The sequence below is a fragment of the Kribbella sp. NPDC051952 genome, from assembly GCF_040680855.1.
In the GTDB taxonomy this organism is placed as follows: domain Bacteria; phylum Actinomycetota; class Actinomycetes; order Propionibacteriales; family Kribbellaceae; genus Kribbella.
Map to the genome: position 1 here is coordinate 117,676 of NZ_JBFAXQ010000004.1, position 18,425 is coordinate 136,100.

At 67.8% G+C, this 18,425-nt stretch carries 12 protein-coding genes and 1 riboswitch; of the genes, 7 read left to right on the forward strand and 5 right to left on the reverse strand.

The window, feature by feature from the left end:
* Nucleotides 1–83: 83 nt before the first annotated feature.
* Nucleotides 84–683, reverse strand: coding sequence for a hypothetical protein (locus AB0L70_RS09890; RefSeq protein ID WP_363682059.1), 600 nt, complete (start codon nt 681–683; stop codon nt 84–86).
* Between the two features lie 116 nt (nt 684–799).
* Complete coding sequence (locus AB0L70_RS09895; protein WP_363682061.1) at nt 800–1,882, reverse strand: OmpA family protein; 1,083 nt, start codon at nt 1,880–1,882, stop codon at nt 800–802.
* Nucleotides 1,883–2,074: 192 nt separating this feature from the next.
* On the opposite strand from AB0L70_RS09895, the gene AB0L70_RS09900 reads away from it, so the two are divergent.
* The 3 genes from AB0L70_RS09900 to folP all read left to right on the forward strand — a co-directional run bounded on the left by AB0L70_RS09900 (nt 2,075) and on the right by folP (nt 5,060).
* The gene (locus AB0L70_RS09900; protein ID WP_363682063.1) at nt 2,075–3,295 is read left to right on the forward strand and encodes a glycoside hydrolase family 18 protein; all 1,221 of its coding nucleotides are present in this window, start codon (nt 2,075–2,077) and stop codon (nt 3,293–3,295) included.
* 170 nt (nt 3,296–3,465) lie between these two features.
* The gene (locus AB0L70_RS09905) at nt 3,466–3,996 is read left to right on the forward strand and encodes a winged helix-turn-helix domain-containing protein (protein ID WP_363682065.1); all 531 of its coding nucleotides are present in this window, start codon (nt 3,466–3,468) and stop codon (nt 3,994–3,996) included.
* A 143-nt stretch (nt 3,997–4,139) separates the two neighbouring features.
* A riboswitch (ZMP/ZTP riboswitch) is annotated at nt 4,140–4,228 on the forward strand.
* 19 nt (nt 4,229–4,247) lie between these two features.
* On the forward strand, nt 4,248–5,060 hold the full coding sequence (folP, locus tag AB0L70_RS09910) for a dihydropteroate synthase (RefSeq protein ID WP_363682067.1): 813 nt from the start codon (nt 4,248–4,250) through the stop codon (nt 5,058–5,060).
* 23 nt (nt 5,061–5,083) lie between these two features.
* On the opposite strand, the gene AB0L70_RS09915 is transcribed toward folP, so the two are convergent.
* Entirely contained in the window at nt 5,084–9,454 is a 4,371-nt protein-coding gene (locus AB0L70_RS09915) for a S8 family serine peptidase (protein ID WP_363682069.1), read from the reverse strand.
* Between the two features lie 326 nt (nt 9,455–9,780).
* Here AB0L70_RS09915 and AB0L70_RS09920 point away from each other — a divergent pair, with 326 nt between their 5' ends.
* Together AB0L70_RS09920 and AB0L70_RS09925 are read left to right on the forward strand one after the other, a co-directional pair.
* The gene (locus AB0L70_RS09920; RefSeq protein ID WP_363682071.1) at nt 9,781–10,389 is read left to right on the forward strand and encodes a winged helix-turn-helix domain-containing protein; all 609 of its coding nucleotides are present in this window, start codon (nt 9,781–9,783) and stop codon (nt 10,387–10,389) included.
* Nucleotides 10,390–10,400: 11 nt separating this feature from the next.
* Nucleotides 10,401–11,558, forward strand: coding sequence for a threonine synthase (locus tag AB0L70_RS09925; protein ID WP_363682073.1), 1,158 nt, complete (start codon nt 10,401–10,403; stop codon nt 11,556–11,558).
* 26 nt (nt 11,559–11,584) lie between these two features.
* Here AB0L70_RS09925 and AB0L70_RS09930 read toward each other — a convergent pair whose 3' ends face one another.
* Entirely contained in the window at nt 11,585–13,573 is a 1,989-nt protein-coding gene (locus AB0L70_RS09930) for an alpha-1,4-glucan--maltose-1-phosphate maltosyltransferase (RefSeq protein WP_363682075.1), read from the reverse strand.
* A gap of 244 nt (nt 13,574–13,817) precedes the next feature.
* Between AB0L70_RS09930 and glgP the strand changes: the two genes are divergently transcribed.
* Nucleotides 13,818–16,412 carry an alpha-glucan family phosphorylase gene (gene glgP, locus AB0L70_RS09935; protein WP_363682077.1) on the forward strand — a complete coding sequence of 865 codons (2,595 nt, stop codon included), beginning with the start codon at nt 13,818–13,820 and terminating at the stop codon, nt 16,410–16,412.
* Nucleotides 16,413–17,096: 684 nt separating this feature from the next.
* Here the strand turns inward: glgP and AB0L70_RS09940 are convergent.
* A complete protein-coding gene (locus AB0L70_RS09940) occupies nt 17,097–17,627 on the reverse strand; it encodes a hypothetical protein (protein WP_363682079.1) in 531 nt (176 codons plus the stop codon).
* Between the two features lie 126 nt (nt 17,628–17,753).
* Between AB0L70_RS09940 and AB0L70_RS09945 the strand changes: the two genes are divergently transcribed.
* Entirely contained in the window at nt 17,754–18,425 is a 672-nt protein-coding gene (locus AB0L70_RS09945) for a hypothetical protein (RefSeq protein WP_363682081.1), read from the forward strand.

Genomic DNA, 18,425 nt, shown 5'->3' on the forward strand with positions numbered 1-18,425 from the left:
CCGCACAGTCTGACGGTCCTTTGCCAGTACAAGCAAATAGGGGCCTGATCCCCCTATTGCGGACCGGTCCGCCGACCGCCGGGTCAGTCCTGCGAGGGGTTCGCGGACTTGCGGGGGCGGCGGGTGTACTTGGTGAAGCCGGCGCGTTCTGCGTCGGCCTCGGTGCGGAACCAGACCTCGGGTTTGGTCCGGCCGTAGTACGGGGAGTCAGGGGTGTGGAACAACATCGACTGGGCGTTGCCCTTGATGGTGAACCCGTCCGGCGGTCCCTGGTGCGGGACCGCTTCGGCCGAGCCCTCACCGTAGCGTCCGGGCGGCGCAACGGATCGCATCTGCGGCTGTGTCGCGTTTGATGTGTTCTCGACGTCATCGAACAGCGTCGGCTCCGGCTCCATCAACTGCGAGAACACCGGCCGCGGTTCCTCCCGGACCTCCGCTGCGCGGGCCTCCTGGGCGATTGCTGGTCGGGTCTCTCGGGTGTCCGCCGCTCCGGTTTCCTGGACCTCGGCGACTCTCGCGCCGACCAGGACTTCTTCTTTCTCCTCGGCTACTTCTTCTTCTGCCGGTTGGTCGGCGAGTGGCGCCGGGTGGTGGCGGCGGTCGAGGAGGAGCCAGGTGATGACGGCGCCGAGGACGAAGGCGAGGAGCGACCACAGCCAGTTGTGTCGTAGCAGCCAGCTCATCAGCGGGTTCCTCTCGCGGGCTTGCGAACCAGCCGGTGCAGCAGCCAGGCGGCCGCGCTGCCGAGCACGAACGCGACCAGTAGCAGGATCCACAGTTGCGCGATCAGCCAGCTCATTCAGTTCCCCTGCAGTACTCGGATCTCGGCACGGCGGTTGGCGATCCGGCCGTCGGCGGTGGAGTTGGGCGCGATCGGGAAGGCCTGCCCGTAACCGTTCGCGTGGATGCGGTTCGCGGCCACACCGAGCCGGACCAGCTCGGCCTTGATCTCGTCGGCGCGGCGCTGCGACAACGGCAGGCTGCTCGCCGGCGAGCCGAGGTTGTCGGTGTGACCGGCCACCTCGACGAACGCCGTCGTACACGTCTTCAGCAACGCGGCGGCCTTGACCACCGACGGCTTCGAGGCGTTGTTCACGATCGAGGTGCCGGACAGGAAGATGATCTTGTCCTGCCGGGTGAACGCGGTCATCCGTGCCTTGATCGTCCGGCACGCCTCGCTGATCGGCGACGTCGGCGGCGGGGGAGTGACCAGCTCGTTCGCGATCACCGCGCCCGGGACCGCCTTCGCCACCGCGCGCGCCACGGTCGCCTTGGTCGCCTGGTCCGGCACCTCACCGGAGAGCGTCACCGTGTTGCCGTCGTACCGGATCGAGGCGTCGCCGCTGCCGGCCGCGAGTGCCGGCAGCAAACCGGCGATCGTCGTCGCCTCGGGCATCCCGGTCGCGGCGTCGATCGTCGTACGGTCGTCGTACTCACGGCCTTCGCCGATCACCTTGGCCACCTCGGCAGCGATCGCTTCCTTGACCGCCTGGTCCTTGACCGCGCCTTGGACCCGGATCGCCTGGTCGGTCCGGCCGACCTCGAACGGCGTACCCGCGGTTTCAGCCGGTGGATTGGCCGAGGGAGTCGGCGTCGACCCGCTTTCGACCTGGACCGACCGCACACCGTCGACGCCCGACACCACTTCGCGTACGAGCCCGGCGTCAACGCCTGCTGGTACGACGATCTTCGCGTCCCGGCCGTCGAAATCGATCGACCCGGCCTCGATGCCACGGGCCTGCAATGCGGTCAGCGTCCGGTCGCGTAGTTCGTCCTCGGTGGTGCCTGCTCTGGCCGGAATGAGCACAGCCGTCAGCAGTACGGGTACCGCGAGGGCTGCGAGCAGCCAGATGACAAGTGGCCGCCGGATGAGACCGCGCACTGTTCCTCCGTCGGGTGCGGTCAAGAGTGACCGTGCGCGAGGAGAGTACTCCGCCCTGCGCCGCCTCCGCACACCTATCCGAGGAGCGTCGTGATGATCACGAGCACATTTTTATTCGGTTAACTTCTTTATTTAACTGGATGTGCTCGGTAGGGTGCGGACAGTTCCTCTTCCGCCCCCAAGGAGGCACTCATGCGTTTCCGTTTTCTCGTCGTGGCAGCCGCGACGGCTCTTCTAGGTGCCGGTCTGGCGCCCGCAGCTACCGCTGCTCAACCAACCTCCACTCACACCGTCGAGGCCGGCAAACAGGTGGTCGGCTACTTCACCGAGTGGGGTGTCTACGACCGCAACTACCACGTGAAGAACATCAAGACGAGTGGATCGGCCTCGAAGCTGACCACGATCGTCTACGCGTTCGGCAACACCACCGGTGGCCGGTGCGCGATCGGTGACTCGTACGCGGCGTACGACAAGTTCTACGACGCGGCCTCGTCGGTCGACGGCGTAGCCGACACCTGGGACACCGGTGCACTGCGCGGGAACTTCAACCAGCTCCGCAAGCTGAAGCAGGAGTTCCCGAACCTCAAGGTGGTCTGGTCGTTCGGCGGCTGGACCTGGTCGAGCGGGTTCACCGAGGCCGCGAAGAATCCCGGTGCGTTCGCCGACTCCTGCTACAGCCTGGTCAAGGACCCGCGCTGGGCCGATGTGTTCGACGGCATCGACATCGACTGGGAGTACCCGAACGCCTGCGGCCTGAGCTGCGACACCTCCGGACCGGGCGCGTTCAACAACGTGATCACCGCGCTGCGGGACAAGTTCGGCTCGTCCGCGCTGGTGACGGCGGCGATCACGGCCGACGGCACGGACGGCGGCAAGATCGACGCGACCGACTACGCGTCGGCAGCCGGGAAGCTCGACTGGCTGATGCCGATGACGTACGACTACTTCGGTGCGTTCAGCGCCCAGGGCCCGACCGCGCCGCACTCGCCGTTGACGTCGTACGCCGGAATCCCTACGCCCGGGTTCTACAGCGATGCGGCGATCCAGAAGCTGAAGTCTAAGGGCGTGCCCGCCTCCAAGCTGCTGCTCGGGGTCGGGTTCTACGGCCGGGGCTGGACCGGTGTCACGCAGTCCGCGCCGGGTGGGACCGCGACCGGTGCGGCGCCGGGGAAATACGAGGCCGGGATCGAGGACTACAAGCTGATCTCGACCCGTTGCCCGTCCACCGGAACGGTCGGAGGTACGGCGTACGCGTTCTGCAACGGGGAGTGGTGGGGGTATGACACGCCCGACACGATCCGCGGGAAGATGTCGTACGCGAACGATCAGGGACTCGGTGGCGCCTTCTTCTGGGAGCTTTCCGGCGACACCGGTGACGGCACCTTGATCACCGCGGTGAAGTCCGTCGGCTGATCCTTTCGAGACCGCCGGCCGCGCCCGCCGCCCCGGGCCCGGTCGGCCCTTGTCCGTTCTCGGACAGGTCGCATATGTGCCAGCCCGGGGTGCGGGGAATCCCTTGACTTAGTTCGCGCCGTAAACCGTACTTATGGCTGGCTCGGGCGTCGGATTGGGAGGGGCTCGCCATGGAGAGGTCGTCGGATTCGTCATTGGTCATCGGCGTGGCCACGTCCACGGCCGAACGCGTCCACTTGGCGCGGCTGCTGGGTGGTGCCGAGGCACTCCTGCTGGTGTCGAGTGCCGATCAGGCCCGCGCGTTCCTTGAGCTCACCGGAGTGGCGCCGGCGATCAGCCCGGCTGTCTTGGCGCCGGCCGTGCTGCCTACTAGTGAGCAGCCTGCTCAGATCAAGGCTGTGCCCGAACCGGCGGTGGAGCTGTACCTGGACGTCGATCGCCGGGTGGTCCGCTGGAAGGACCGCGAAGTATCACTGACCCGGCTCGAACACGACTTCCTGCACTGCCTGGTGGAAGAGCCCGGCCGCGTCTGGACCTACCAGCGTCTGCACCACGCCGTCTGGGGCAACGAGCACCTCGGCCACGGCTCCCACATCCACTCGGTCGTCAAACGCCTCCGCCAAAAACTCTCCAACCTGGGCGCCACCGTCACCATCCACGCCGTCCGAGGCGTAGGTTTCCACCTCCTCCCCACCACTTAAGGCATCTGGGGAACCGGAGCGTCGCCTTCGCCGCTGTGGGAGCTGTTGCATCCGGCCCAACTCGGCCAGCAAGCGGTGAGGCAAAGTTCCAATCCACACCCCAAACATGCACCTGTCCCCGCCCCTGCCCAGGGATAAGGTGCGGACTGGACCGTGACTGGCGCGTGAGGTGGGTTACCACCGGGGAGCGGTCTCGTCTGGATGACGTGTGCCGTGCGCCTGGGCTTCTGGATCTACCCGGGAGGCCCGGCATGAACCGTCCGCGGTTGGTGGGAATCGTCAATATCACCAGGGATTCGTTCTCGGACGGGGGCAGATACCTGGCTGCCGGTGACGCGATCGCGCACGCGCACGAGTTGGTCGACGCGGGCGCCGACCTGGTGGAGCTCGGGCCGGCGTCGAGTCATCCGGAAGCGGAGAAGGTGTCGCCGGGGGAGGAGATCGAACGGCTGGCCCGGGTGATCGACGGGTTGCACGAGATCCTCTGGGGTGTGGACTCCTATCACCCGGAGACGCATCGGTACGCGGCCGCGCGCGGAGCGTCGTACCTGAACGACATCCAGGGCTTCCCGGATCCACGCCGGTACGACGAATTGGCGGCGCTCGACTGTCAGCTGGTGGTGATGCACTCGGTGCAGCGGCGTGGACCGGCGACGAAGGTGCGGACAGACGCGCAGGGGATCTGGTCCCGCATCGAGGACTTTTTCGACGAGCGGATCGAGGCACTCGAGAAGGCAGGTATCACCCGCGACCGCCTGATCCTCGACCCCGGCCTGGGCTACTTCCTCGGGAGTACGCCGGAACCGTCCCTGATCGTGCTGCGTGAGATCGCGAGACTGAAGGCCCGGTACGAGTTGCCGGTGCTCGTCTCGCCGTCACGGAAGTCGTTCCTGCGCGCGATCACCGGCACCAGAGTCGCGGACATCGGACCGGCGACCCTGGCGGCGGAGTTGCATGCGGCCGCCCAAGGCGTCGACTACATCCGGACCCACGATCCTGCCGCGCTCTCCGACGGGCTGGTCGTGGCCGATGTACTGCGAACCGGCCCCCACCCCGAGGGGTGAGGGCCGGCTCGTCACTCAACGAACTACTTGATGGACTTCAAGGCGAAGTTCTCGGTGACCGGGGAGCCGGCTACCAGTTTGGTGCTGCGGGTCTGGGGCTTGTAGCCGTCCTTCGCGGCGATCAAGGTGAGCGGGTTGTTGCGACGGTCCAGCCAGTAGGCGTACTTGCCGTCCTTGTCGGTGATGAAGGTGTACGACTGCGCCCACGAGTCCACCTCGACGATCGCGCCCGGGAGCGGTGCGGTGACGCCGGTCGAGCTGACGCTCGTGACGGTGCCCTGCAGCTTGCTCCACGTGCTCGGCGGGGTGACAGTCATCGTCACGCCGACCGGTGCGACCGTGTAGGGGGTGTTCTCGCCGATCGTGACCGCCCCGCTGTACACACCGGGCTGGTCGACGTTCGCGGTGAGCGTGACCTTGACCGTCGTCGACTGTCCCGGGGCCAGCGTGGCCTCGGTCTTGTCGAGCGACATCCAGCTCACGTCCGCCGAGGACTCGGAGCAGTCCTCGAGACCCGGCAGGGCCTCGCTGTCCGCCGTGGCGGTGAAGCCACCGGACGAACCACCCACCTTGTAGAAGCCGCAGGCCGCGCCACCGCGGTACCGCGGCAGGTTGGCGTTCGGCAGTGCGGTCCAGCTGTCCGACGACGGGTCGTACGAGAACCCGGCGTTGGTGACGGCACCGGCCTGGACCCCGCCGACCACGAGCAGCTTGCCACCGGCAACGGCGTACGACGCCGCCCAGTGGTCGGCCGGAGCGTCGGCGACCGCGGTCCAGGAGTCTGCTCCCGGGTCGTAGACGTAGGCCGACTTCAGCGAGTTCACACCGTCGTTACCACCGGCGCAGTACACCTTGCCGTCGATGGCACCGCAGGACGCGAACGCGACCGACTGCGGGTAGTTCGCCAGCGTCTCCCAGGCGTTGGTGCCCGGGTCGTACCGGACCACCGTGTTGCTCATCGGCGTGCAGCCCGCCGTCGTGCAGCCACCGACGGCGTACAGCTTGCCGTCCGCGACAGCCTGACCGGCCGCGGCCCGCGGCGCCGGGTTGTTCGCCACCGCGGTCCAGGCGTTGGCAGCCGGGTCGTAGGACCAGGTCGCCGCGTCCGGACCGGAGTCACCCCAGCCGGAGCTGGCGATGATCTTGCCACCCACGACGCCGACGGTGATGGCGTTGCGAGCACCCGGCAGCGGGGCGATCGGCGTCCAGGCCAGCGACGCCGGGTCGTACACGTAGCTGTTCGCGCTCGACGCACTACCGTTGCCACCGGCAATCGAGTAGGTCTTGCCGTCGAGGCTGACCACCCGGTTGTCCATCACGGTCGCGGGGTAGTCGGCGATGTCGGTCCACGGAGCCGCGAGCGGCTTCGCGGCGGCCGGCGTACCGGGCGCCTTGCCCGACAGCACCTTCGCGAACGAGGTCTGCACGGCCAGCCGCTGCAGCGGCGCACCGACGCCGTTGAGTACCTGCGACTTGGTGGTCGTGGAGCCGTTCGCGTTCTGCAGGACGAAGCCACCGTCCTTCTCGCCGAACTTGACGTCGACGTTCGCGCCGCCGGTGTTCTTGACGGTGAACGACTTGGTCACCGTGCCGGTCGGCAGCTTCAGGTTGCCGCTGACACTGCCCGGCGTGACGCTCAGCCGGCCGGCCTGCAGCGTGAAGTCGGCGGTGGTGGTCCAGTCCGCCTCGACATTGACGGTCTGGCTCGCGCTGACGTAGTTGCCGGCCTTGGCGGTGAAGCCCTGGTCGCCGTCGGCGGACGAGTACAGCCAGTAGAAGCCGTCGTTCAGACCGGTGTCCTCGGGCGTCGCCACGGTGGTGCCGGACTCGGTGCTGCCGTCACGGGTGACGACCGCGCCGTTCAGGAAACCGCCCGTGTTGGCGTCCTTGACGTTGCCGACGACGAGGCCGCCGCCGGTCGGCTCACAGGTGATCTGGCTGCCGATCAGCACGCTGTCGACCTCCCACCACCATTCGAACGACGCGTCGTAGTAGTGGAACCGGACCTGTACGGCGGACTTGCCGGCCGCCTGCGGGATCGCGATCTCCTTGACCCCACGAAGGTCCGCGGCCTGGGCCGCGACGTTGGACCAGGTGGTGCCGCCGTCGATCGACAGGTCGACATCGGCCTTCTCGCCACCGAGCCAGTTGAGGTCCTGGTTGAACCGGATCACCGGAGCGGTGACCGCGCTCAGGTCCACGACCGGGCTGACCAGCGAGCTGTCCTGCGCGCCGCCGCTGCCGTAGTCGTCGCTGTCGATGACCGCGAACTTGCCACCGGCACCGGTCAGGTTGCCCCGGGCACCCGGGTCGTCGAACTTCCAGACCTGGCCGTTGCCCTTGTTGTCGACCACGGTCCAGCCGCTCGGTGCGGCACCGGAGTCGAAGGTCTCGTAGACGCCGTCCGAGCCGTATTTGTAGCCCGGCGCGGTGGTGCAGGAGTCGGCGAGAACCGGAACCGCGATGTTCTTGGTCAGGTTGCCGCTGCCGACCGTGATCGGCTGGCTGACAGTCTGGTAGCCCGGGTACTGCGACTCGACCTTGAGCGAGTACGCACCACCCGAGGGCACCTTCAGGCTGAAGCGGCCGTTGCTGGGCGTGGTGTAGTCGAACACACCGCCCGGACCCTCGACGCTCACCTTCGCGTACAGCGGCCAGCCGTGACCGGAGCCGTCCGTGATGGTGCCGCCGACGTTGACCGTCGGCTTGCTCACCAAGGCGAAGTCCTTGGTGGTGGTCTGACCGGTGGTGATGGCAACAGTCGCCGTCTGGGTGGTGTACCCGAACGACTCGACCGTCAGGTCGTAGCTACCGGCCGGCAGGACCGATGAGTACGCACCGGTGCTGCTGGTGGTCAGAACCTTGTCGGGCTGACCTGCGGCCTTCACCGTCACGCTGGCACCGGCGATCGGGCCACCGGTGGAGGCGGTGACCGTGCCGGACAGGGTGCCGGTGTCACCGATCGGCGCGGCGTTCAGCAGCGCCAGCGCGTCCAGCCGGCCCTGGCCGAACACATTGTTGTTCTCCGGGGTGCCGCCGCACTGGCTGTTCGGCGCGTCGACCGCGGTGGTGTTCAGCAGGGCACGGGTGGCAGCCACGTCACCCTTCAGCGACGGCGACGCCGACCACAGCAGCGCGATCGCAGCCGCGAGGTGTGGTGTGGCCATCGACGTACCGTTGAAGGCGCCGTAGGTGTTGCCCGGTAGACTGGACCGGACGTTGACGCCCGGGGCCGAGATGTTCGGCTTGATCGTGCCGTTCTGACCGACACCACGGCCGGAGAACGACGCGATGGTGTTGTTGATGTCGTAGGCACCGGCCGAGTAGTTGCTGGTCAGGCTGCCCGGCGAACCGGAGGTGTTGCAGCCGCCCTCACCACTGTTGCCGTTGGCGAACGCACCGAAGATCCCGGACGCGGTCCAGGCCAGGGTGATGTCCTCCATGAACGGGTCGTTCGACGGCAGCGTCGAGCCCCACGAGTTGTTGATGATGTTCGGCCGCTTGCTGGCGTCCGGGTTCTGCCCGGCGAGGTTGGTCGGCTCGAGCATCCACTGACCGGAGTTGATCAGCGCGGCGTCGCTCGGGCAGCAGCCGTTCGCGGCGATCCACTTGACCCCGGGTGCGACCCCGACCTGGTTGCCCGCGCCGTCGTCGCCGACCATCGTGCCCATCGTGTGGGTGCCGTGGCCGTTGCCGTCGGACGGTGCGTTCGGCGAGGTGCCGGCCGCGTCGAACCAGTTGTAGTTGTGGTCGAAGGTGCCGTCACCGTTGTTGCCCCGGTACTGCTTGACCAGGGCCGGGTGGTCGTACTGCACACCGGTGTCGATGCTGGCGACGACGATGCCCTCACCCTTGTCGCCGTACTGCGACCACACCTGGTCGGCCTTGATGTTGGCGATACCCCACTCGACCGCGTTCACCTCGTGCTCGGCCGTGCCCTGGGTGACCTTCGGTACCTCGATCGCGACCGGGGCGTACAGGCCCTCGACCTCGATGTGGGTGGCCAGGCTCTGGGCGAGTGCGAGCGAACCGCTCTCGATGCGGATCGCGTTCGTACCCCAGAAGGACTGGTACTTCACGTGTTGGGCGTCCAGTTCGGCGCGGACCTTCGCCTGGCTGTCGGCGGCGGTCTTCTTCAGCGCCGCGGCGACGGCGGTGCCGCGCTCGTTCCAGTCGGTGATCCTGCTGGCGGCGGTCAGGTCGGCCTTCGGCGCGAGCCGGACCCAGTAGTCCGTCGCTGCCTTGGCGTCCTTGCCTTCCAGCTGTGCCGCCAGCTCCGGCTTGATCTTGCTCGCCGGTTCGGCGGCGGGTTTGGTGGGTGGCGACGCCTGCGCCTGGCCGGCCGCGGCCAGCCCGGTGGCCAGAACGGCCACCGTCGCCAGGGCACCCACCATGGATCTGGCGAGTCCCCTTCGTGGTTGATGTGACATCTCTGCAGCCCCTCACTTGACAGACCCCGAGTCGACTCCCCCGAGTCATCGGTGCAGAGGTGCATGGGGGTTCGCGTTGGGCGGTTGGACCGGTTGGGCGAACGCTCCGTGCCCCCCGACTCGCGGCCTGTGACACCGCGAGCCTGACGAGGACCCTATGTGTCAGAACAACGTGGTAACAAGCACACTTGGTGAGCAAGATGTGACTAGCGGTCGCACCGATCGAAGCAAAGTAGTCAAACAGTGGCAGTCCGTTGACGATCAAGGGCAGAGGTTGACATCGTGACCGGATGGTCACCGCCCGTGTCCCCGCCCCGGCGGACGTCGATCTGACCACGTCCGGTCCGGAACCGTTCCCGCTGCTGATCGCGGTCGCGGCTTCGGCCGAGCAGCGCGTCCGCCTCGCCGAGCTCGTCGACGGCGTCGCCCCGCTGCTCCTGGTCACCAATCTCGACGAACTGCGCAAGCTGCTCGTGCCCGCCGAGCAGCCCCCACCCGCGGCTCCCGAACACCCCGAACCGCCTGAGCCCGACGAGCTCGAGGCCACCGCGGTCCGGGCGACGGGTGACGAGCCGGATGCCGACGTACTGACGATCGACCGGGTCCGCTCGGTCGCCCGGTGGCGCGGCCGCGAGATCCAGCTCACCGAGCTCGAACACGACCTGCTCAGCCGGCTCATGTCGGCGCCGGTCCGGGTCTGGACGTACGACGCCCTGCACCAGACCGTCTGGCGGAACCGGGGCCTGCGCGGCACCGCGGACGTGCACTCGGTGGTCAAGCGCCTGCGCCGCAAACTCGACGAACTCGGCACCACGGTCACCATCGACGCGGTCCGCGGGACCGGGTTCCGTCTCACCGATCACCAACGCCCGTCGATCACGAATCTGCGCGCGGGGTAGTTTCTGCAGCTGTGACGTTCTCCGCGCTGAGTCATCTCGAATGCCCTCGTTGTGGATCCGTCCACGACGCCGACCAGGTCATCGGCCTCTGTCCCTGCGGTTCACCGCTGCTGGCCAGGTACGACGTCGGCGCGGTGACGCTGACCAAGGACGAGCTGGCCACCCGGCCGCCCGACCTGTGGCGGTACCACGAACTGCTGCCGGTGCGGTCCGCCGACAACGTGGTGACGCTGGGGGAGGGGATGACGCCGCTGCTGCCGTTGCCGCGGTACGGGCGTGAGATCGGGGTCGAGCGGTTGTTGATGAAGGACGAGGGGCTGATCCCGACCGGCTCGTTCAAGGCCCGGGGTGCCGCGGTCGGCGTGTCCCGCGCGTACGAAGTCGGCGTACGGAAGATCGCGATGCCGACGAACGGGAACGCCGGGTCGGCCTGGGCCGCGTACGCCGCTCGCGCGGGGATGGAGGCGTTGATCGCGATGCCGATCGCGGCGCCCGAGATCTGCCGGCGCGAGGTGACGGTTGTCGGCGCGGAGTTGGTGCTGATCGACGGGTTGATCGGTGATGCGGCGGCGTACGTCCGGGAGCAGAAGGGCTACTTCGATGCGTCGACGCTGAAGGAGCCGTACCGGATCGAGGGCAAGAAGACGATGGGGCTCGAGATCGCCGAGCAGCTCGGCTGGCAGCTGCCGGATGTGATCGTCTATCCCACCGGCGGCGGCGTCGGGATCATCGGGATCTGGAAGGCGCTCGTCGAGTTGCGCGAGCTCGGCTGGATCGAGGGTCCGCTGCCGCGACTGGTCGCCGTACAGTCGACTGGCTGCGCGCCGATCGTGCGGGCGTGGGAGAAGGGTTTGCCGGAGAGCGAGCCCTGGCCGAACGCCCAGACAGTTGCCTTCGGCATCACGGTGCCCAAGGCACTGGGCGATTTCCTTGTACTGCAGGCGATCGCGGAGACCGACGGATGCGCGGTCGCCGTCGACGACGAGGACATCCTGACCGAGCAACACCTGGTCGCCCGGCTGGAGGGCTCGTTCATCTGTCCCGAGGGTGCCGCCAATTTCGCCGCCATCCGGCAGCTGCGGGAGTCCGGGTGGATCCGCGCCGATGAGCAAGTCGTTGCCCTGAACACCGGCGCGGGTCTCAAGTACCCGGAGACTGTTCCGCTCTAGGCCTGTCCGCGCTAGGCCTGTCCGCTCTAGGCCTGGCCGCGGCGGACGGCGAGGACGTGGGCCGGTTCGCCGTTGGGGTCCAGTCGGATGTAGTTCTGTTGGCCCCAGCGCCACGTTGCGCCGGTGATTTCGTCGTAGACGGTGAAGGTGTCCTCCGGGCGCATGCCGAGGGCGGCCATGTCCAGGTGGACCATCGACTCGCGGACCGAGTGCGGGTCGGTGTTCACGACGATGATCACGGTGTCGCTGTGGCCGTCGGGTGAGGTCGTGCGCTTGGAGTAGCACATGATCGCCTCGTCCTCGACCGTGTGCAGGCTGAGGTTGCGCAGCTGCTGCAAGGCGGGGTGGCGGCGGCGGATCGTGTTCAGCAGCGTCAGGTACGGCGCCAACGTGCGACCCTCGGCCGCGGCGGCATCCCAGTCCCGCGGACGGAGCTGGAACTTCTCCGTGTCCAGGTACTCCTCGGAACCCGGCCGCAGGGCCACGTGCTCGAACAGCTCGAAGCCGGCGTACACACCCCAACTCGGGGAGGCCGTCGACGCGATCGCGGCCCGGATCTTGAACGCACCAGGACCGCCGTACTGCAGGTAGGCGGTGAGGATGTCAGGCGTGTTCACGAAGAAGTTCGGGCGCAGGAAGTGCCCGGTCTCCTCGGTCAGCTCCTGCAGGTACTCCTCCAGCTCCCACTTCTCGTTGCGCCAGGTGAAGTACGTGTACGACTGGTGGAACCCGACCTTGGCCAGCTCCTGCATCATCGGCCGCCGGGTGAACGCCTCGGACAGGAAGACCACGTCCGGGTCGGTCTTGCGGATCTCGCCGAGCAGGTACTCCCAGAAGTTGACCGGCTTCGTGTGTGGGTTGTCGACCCGGAACACCGTGACGCCGTGGGAGATCCACAGCCGCACGATCCGCAGCACCTCGGCGTAGATGCCTTCGGGATCGTTGTCGAAGTTGATCGGGTAGATGTCCTGGTACTTCTTCGGCGGGTTCTCGGCGTACGCGATCGAACCGTCGGCGCGGACGTTGAACCACTTCGGGTGCTCGCTCACCCACGGGTGGTCCGGCGACGCCTGCAGGGCCAGGTCGATGGCGACCTCGAGGCCGACCTCGCGGGCCCGGGCGACGAAGTTGTCGAAGTCCTCGAAGGTGCCGAGCTCCGGGTGGATCGCGTCGTGACCGCCCTCGGCCGAGCCGATCGCCCACGGCGAACCCGGGTCGCCGGGCTTCGGGTCGAGCGTGTTGTTCGGGCCCTTCCGGAACGAGTGCCCGACCGGGTGGATCGGCGGCACGTACAGGATGTCGAAGCCCATCTTCGCGACGGCCTCGAGCCGGCGGGCCGCGGTCTTGAAGTTCCCGGAGGTCCACTCGCCGGTGGCTTCGTCGTACGTCGCTCCCTCGGACCGCGGGAAGAACTCGTACCAGCTGCCGTACAGCGCACGCTCGCGATCGACCCACACCGGATACGTCTCGGACGAGGTGATCAGCTCACGGACCGGATACCGCCCGAGCGCGGACCGCACCTGTGGCGAGATTCCCGCGGCCAGCCGGGCCTCCGGCGGCAGGGCGCCATTCGCGAGCGCATGTGCGGCGTCGCCGAGCGTGGCGCGATCAGCGCGTACGGCGGGGGGCACGCCGGCGGCCGCACGATCGAAGAACGCGGCGCCCTCGGCGAACATCAGGTCGACGTCGAGGCCGGCCGGGATCTTGATCTCGGCGTTGTGCCGCCACGTCCCGTACGGGTCGCTCCAGCCCTCGACCGCGAACGTCCACGCGCCCTGCTCCTGCAGGGTGACGTCGACGGTCCAGCGGTCGGTGCCCTGCCCGACCGGTGCCATCAGCATCCGTCTGGTCTGACCGGACGGCGAGGTCAGCACGACGTTCGCGTTCACCGCGTCATGGCCCTCCCGGAAGACCGTGGCCGCGATGGTGAACGTCTCACCGACCGACGCCTTGGCCGGATACGCTCCGGCGTCGACGGTCGGAGTGACGTCGGTGATCGGGATGCGCCCAGTCATGGCGTAAACGAACCTTCCCCTCTAAGGGTTGTGCTGCCCGAGTTGCGGGGCCGGCCAGAGAACTACAGCACTGACGTTATCGGTTCCCGCTGCCAACTCGTGGCATGCACACGTCACGGTTCGGTCCACAGCATGGAACCCAGGTAACCAGTACCTGGAAAAGTGTCTGCAAAAACTTGCTCGCGTTGCAAGATCGATGCATCCCGAGGGTGTCCCGCGACCCCGGGGCCGGTACGGTGTCCCGGTGCGAGCGATACGACGATTCTCCGTCCGCCCTGTCCTGCCCGAGCCGTTGACCGGACTCGGCACCCTGGTGAACAACCTCCGCTGGGCCTGGCACCCGGAGACGCAGGATGTCTTCGAGGCAGTCGATCCGCAGCTGTGGCGGAGCACCGGCGGCGACCCGGTCAAACTGCTCGGCGAGGTACCGGCGGCCCGGCTCGATGAGCTGGCCAACGACCACGCCTTCCTGCGCCGGCTCGAGCTGGCCGTAGCCGACCTGAACGGTTACGTGACCGACGACCGGTGGTTCCAGACCGAAGCCGGTACGCCGATCAGTTCGGTGGCGTACTTCTCCCCGGAGTTCGGGATCACCCACGTCCTCCCGCAGTACTCGGGTGGTCTGGGCATCCTGGCCGGTGACCACCTGAAGGCGGCGAGTGACCTCGCCGTACCGCTGATCGGTGTCGGACTGCTCTACCGCCACGGCTACTTCGCGCAGTCGCTGAACCGCGAGGGCTGGCAGCAGGAGCGTTACCCCCTGGTGGATCCGGACGGGCTGCCGATCAGCTTGCTCCGGGATGGTGACGCCCCGGCGACCGTGACCCTGACCCTGCCCGGTGACCGCCAGCTGCGCGCGCAGATCTGGGTGGCCCAGGTCGGTCGCGTGCCGCTGCTGATGCTCGACTCCGACATGGAGGAGAACGAGCCGGCCGAGCGCGAGGTGACCGACCGGTTGTACGGCGGTTCCACCGAGCACCGGCTGCTCCAGGAGCTCCTGCTCGGCGTCGGCGGCGTACGCGCGGTCCGGGCCTACTGCCGGATCACCGGTCACCCGGCGCCCGAGGTGTTCCACACCAACGAGGGCCACGCCGGCTTCCTCGGGATCGAGCGGATCCGCGAGCTCGCGGTCGACCAGAAGCTGGACTTCGACACCGCGCTCGAGGTCGCCCGCGGCGGCACCGTGTTCACCACCCACACACCGGTCCCGGCCGGTATCGACCGGTTCCCGGTCGAGCTGATCCAGCAGCACTTCTCGCCCGAGGCGTTCGGCCAGGGTGTCCCGATCGACCGGATCCTCGAGCTCGGTGCCGAGGACTTCGAGGGCGGCGACCCCGCGCTGTTCAACATGGCGATCATGGGCCTGCGGCTGGCACAGCGTGCCAACGGCGTGTCCAAGCTGCACGGTGTGGTCAGCCGCGGCATGTTCGCCGGGCTGTGGCCGAGCTTCGACGCTGTCGACGTACCGATCACCTCGATCACCAACGGCGTACACGCTCCGACGTGGGTGCCGCGTGAGATCCACGAGCTGACGTACGCGAACTACTCGGCCGAGGGCGACTCCGTCTTCGAGAACCTGGACAAGACCACCGACGCGCAGATCTGGGAGACCAAGCGGGTCCTGCGGCAGCGGTTCATCGACGACACCCGGTCGCGGGTCCGGCAGTCCTGGCTGAACCGCGGTGCCAGCGAGGCCGAGCTCGGCTGGGTCGACTCGATCCTCGACCCGGACGTCCTGACCATGGGCTTCGCGCGGCGGGTTCCGTCGTACAAGCGGCTCACGCTGATGCTGCGCGACCCGGCCCGGCTGAAGGCGCTGCTGCTGCACCCGCAGCGGCCGGTCCAGATCGTGATCGCCGGCAAGGCCCACCCGCACGACGAGGGTGGCAAGAAGCTGATCCAGGAGATGGTCCGCTTCGCCGACGACCCCGAGGTCCGGCACCGGATCGTGTTCGTGCCCGACTACGACATCGCGCTCGCGCAGCCGATGTACCCGGGCTGCGACGTCTGGCTGAACAACCCGCTGCGTCCGTACGAGGCGTGCGGTACGTCGGGCATGAAGGCCGCTCTCAACGGCGCCCTGAACCTGTCGATCCGCGACGGCTGGTGGGACGAGTGGTACGACGACGAGTTCGGCTGGGCGATCCCGTCCGCCGAGGGCATCGAGGACACCGACCGGCGTGACGACCTCGAGGCGCACGCGCTGTACGACCTCATCGAGAAGCAGGTCGCGCCGCGGTTCTACGACGCGGAGCAGGGGCAGACGCCTACTCGCTGGATCGAGATGCTGCGGCACACGATCAAGGAACTCGGCCCGAAGGTGCTCGCCACCCGGATGGTCCGCGACTACGTCGAGCAGCTGTACGTCCCGGCCGCGAAGTCGTCGCGGTCGTTGAACGCGACGTACGACGGTGCTCGCGAACTGGCCGCGTGGAAGAAGAAGGTCCGGGCTGCCTGGCCGGAGATCCGGGTCGACCACGTGGAGCTGCAAGGGCTTGGCGATGTGCCGCAGCTTGGGACTACGGTCGGGATCCGCGCGTTTGCGGCTATTGGTGATCTGACGCCGGCTGATATCTGCGTGGAGGTTTTGCACGGGCGGGTCGACACGAACGACGAGATCACCGATCCGGTGCGCGCGTCGTTGTCGTTGGCCGAGACGTATGACGGTAACCGGCACCGGTTCGAGGGCGAACTGAAGCTCGACCGCACCGGTCCGTTCGGCTACACCGTCCGCGTAATCCCCAACCACAAGGGCCTCGCCAGCCCGGCCGAACTAGGCCTGGCAGCCGGCCCCGACGCTCCGACGCCCCCGGACCTCCCGGCCGGTTCAGAGTTCTAACCCCACCCGCTAGTAACGACCCCGCCTGCCTCACCAGGCGGGGTCGTACTTTTCACCTGCTGTGGTTCGCGCCTCACGCAACCGCCACGCGCGCTCCTACGTCGCGTGCTGCGCGGTCGCTCCCACCCGCCCGAGGTCTGCGGGCTATCGCCCGCGTGTGCGCGCTGCCGCACGCGATCGACCGCCTCGTGGTACCGCCCTCACGCGGTGAGTGAGCGGGCTGTGGTTGCGGGGGCTGAGGACGCGCGAGAGGCACCTGGTCCCGGGCTGGTGTGGTTCGCCTCACGCTCTCACGTGGTGGGGTGAGCGGGCTGTGGTTGCGGGGGATGAGGACGCGCGAGAGGGCACGTGGTCCCGGGCTGGTGTGGTTCGCCTCACGCCCTCACGTGGTGGGGTGAGCGGGCTGTGGTTGCGGGGATGAGGACGTGAGGGGTCGCGTGGTGGGGTGAGTAGGTTGTGGGGTGGGGCTCGAGGGGTCGCGTGGTGGGGTGAGTGGGCTGTGGTTGTGGTTGTGGGGATGGGACAGCCGATGGGGTCTGTTGTCCGGCGGCCGTGTGCTGTTGCGTGTGGGCGATCGTCTCGTCGTTTCGGCGTCGCGGGATTGGTGAACGGCGTGCGGGGTGACCTGGGGGTGGGAGGGTGGTTGCCCGGCGCAACCACACCGGTCGGGTCGTGGGTTCGTGTTCATGATGGGCGGTTGCGTTTGCGTAGTGGGCCCCAGGGCTTGAAGACCGATAGGACCACCGCGACCATCAGCAGGGTCGGGGAGACGATCGGTGGGAAGATCATGTCGCCCAGGGGTACGTTCAGGTCGGCGGATTCGCCGCGGTTGGCCAGCTCTGCTACACCGGGGCGGAGGGCTATCAGGACGAGTGTGCTCAGCAGCAGGTTGATCGTCAGTTTCACCACGACCCACCAGTACTTGAGCAGGCCGTACTTGCTGCCGTAGGCCAGCAGCACGCCAGTCACCAGGCAGGTCAGCCCGGAGATCGTCATCGGCCAGATCGTGACGAGTTCCAGCACCCGGAAGCACAAGGCTTTCGTGCTCGCGTTGTCGGTGCCGATCGCGGTGAACGTCAGTACCGCCATCACCACATCGATCCCCAGCCACGAGCCGACCGACGCGATGTGCAGCACGAGTACTGCCTTCCGGGTCTTCCCGCCGAGCCGCCACGGCTTCCTCGCCGCCGTTGCGTCCAGTACTGCGCTACTCATCTCGCTCTCCATCCACTCGGATCAACTACCTACGATCCTGAGCGAACGACACCCCCTCGCGCGTCGGCCCGGCGGAGACACTCCATCTACCCCAGCCGAAGTAGCAAAGCAGTCCATAGTTGTCCCATGCGCATGTCCTGGGGGATCGCAGCACTCGCACTGCTCGTCGCCGGTTGCGGCACCGAAGCCGCGCCGACCGGCGGAAAGCCAACGCTCGTCGCATCGGTGGTAGGAGGCCGGACCGGAGCGCCGACTCCGCAGACGCCGTCGTACCGACCGCCGCCGACACCGGAGTACACCGTGGTGCCGCCGACCCGGACGCCTGCGCCGGCTGGCGCGGAGCAACAGTTGACCGGGCTGAAGCACCTGACGACGCCGGACAAATCCTTTCCGCCGTTGGCCGGGCAGGCGCAGGTGACGTTCGCCTGCGCCTACGAGTCAGGCAGCGCCCAGGAGACGAACAGCGGGCCCAACCGGCAGAACCTGCCCGGCGACAGTCGTGGTCCGAACAACGGTGACGTGCTCGCCCCAGGCACATTTCAGTACATAGCAAAGGCCTTTGGCACGCCGGACTTCGTCATCGCCGGACCCGAGGACTACGCGGCGACGTACACACAGGACTCCTGGCCGGTTCGTCAGGTGGTGACGGTCCTTCGCGTACGGCGTGAGCGGTTGACCAGGCCGAACTTGCTCCAAGCACGCAACGAGTACGCGAAGGGCTGCTCGAACATGTGGTACTGGTTCGATCCCCGTGTGGTCCGTGTGAGTGTCTACGCGCCGTGGCCGCTCGGGTTCTGA

Coding starts and splice junctions, on each gene's coding strand:
- AB0L70_RS09905 (WP_363682065.1), top strand. CDS start 3,466: ATGGAGAGGTCGTCGGATTCGTCATTGGTCATCGGCGTGGCCACGTCC.
- AB0L70_RS09940 (WP_363682079.1), bottom strand. CDS start 17,627: ATGAGTAGCGCAGTACTGGACGCAACGGCGGCGAGGAAGCCGTGGCGG.
- AB0L70_RS09900 (WP_363682063.1), top strand. CDS start 2,075: ATGCGTTTCCGTTTTCTCGTCGTGGCAGCCGCGACGGCTCTTCTAGGT.
- AB0L70_RS09945 (WP_363682081.1), top strand. CDS start 17,754: ATGCGCATGTCCTGGGGGATCGCAGCACTCGCACTGCTCGTCGCCGGT.
- AB0L70_RS09915 (WP_363682069.1), bottom strand. CDS start 9,454: ATGGTGGGTGCCCTGGCGACGGTGGCCGTTCTGGCCACCGGGCTGGCC.
- AB0L70_RS09920 (WP_363682071.1), top strand. CDS start 9,781: ATGGTCACCGCCCGTGTCCCCGCCCCGGCGGACGTCGATCTGACCACG.
- AB0L70_RS09890 (WP_363682059.1), bottom strand. CDS start 683: ATGAGCTGGCTGCTACGACACAACTGGCTGTGGTCGCTCCTCGCCTTC.
- AB0L70_RS09930 (WP_363682075.1), bottom strand. CDS start 13,573: ATGACTGGGCGCATCCCGATCACCGACGTCACTCCGACCGTCGACGCC.
- folP (WP_363682067.1), top strand. CDS start 4,248: ATGAACCGTCCGCGGTTGGTGGGAATCGTCAATATCACCAGGGATTCG.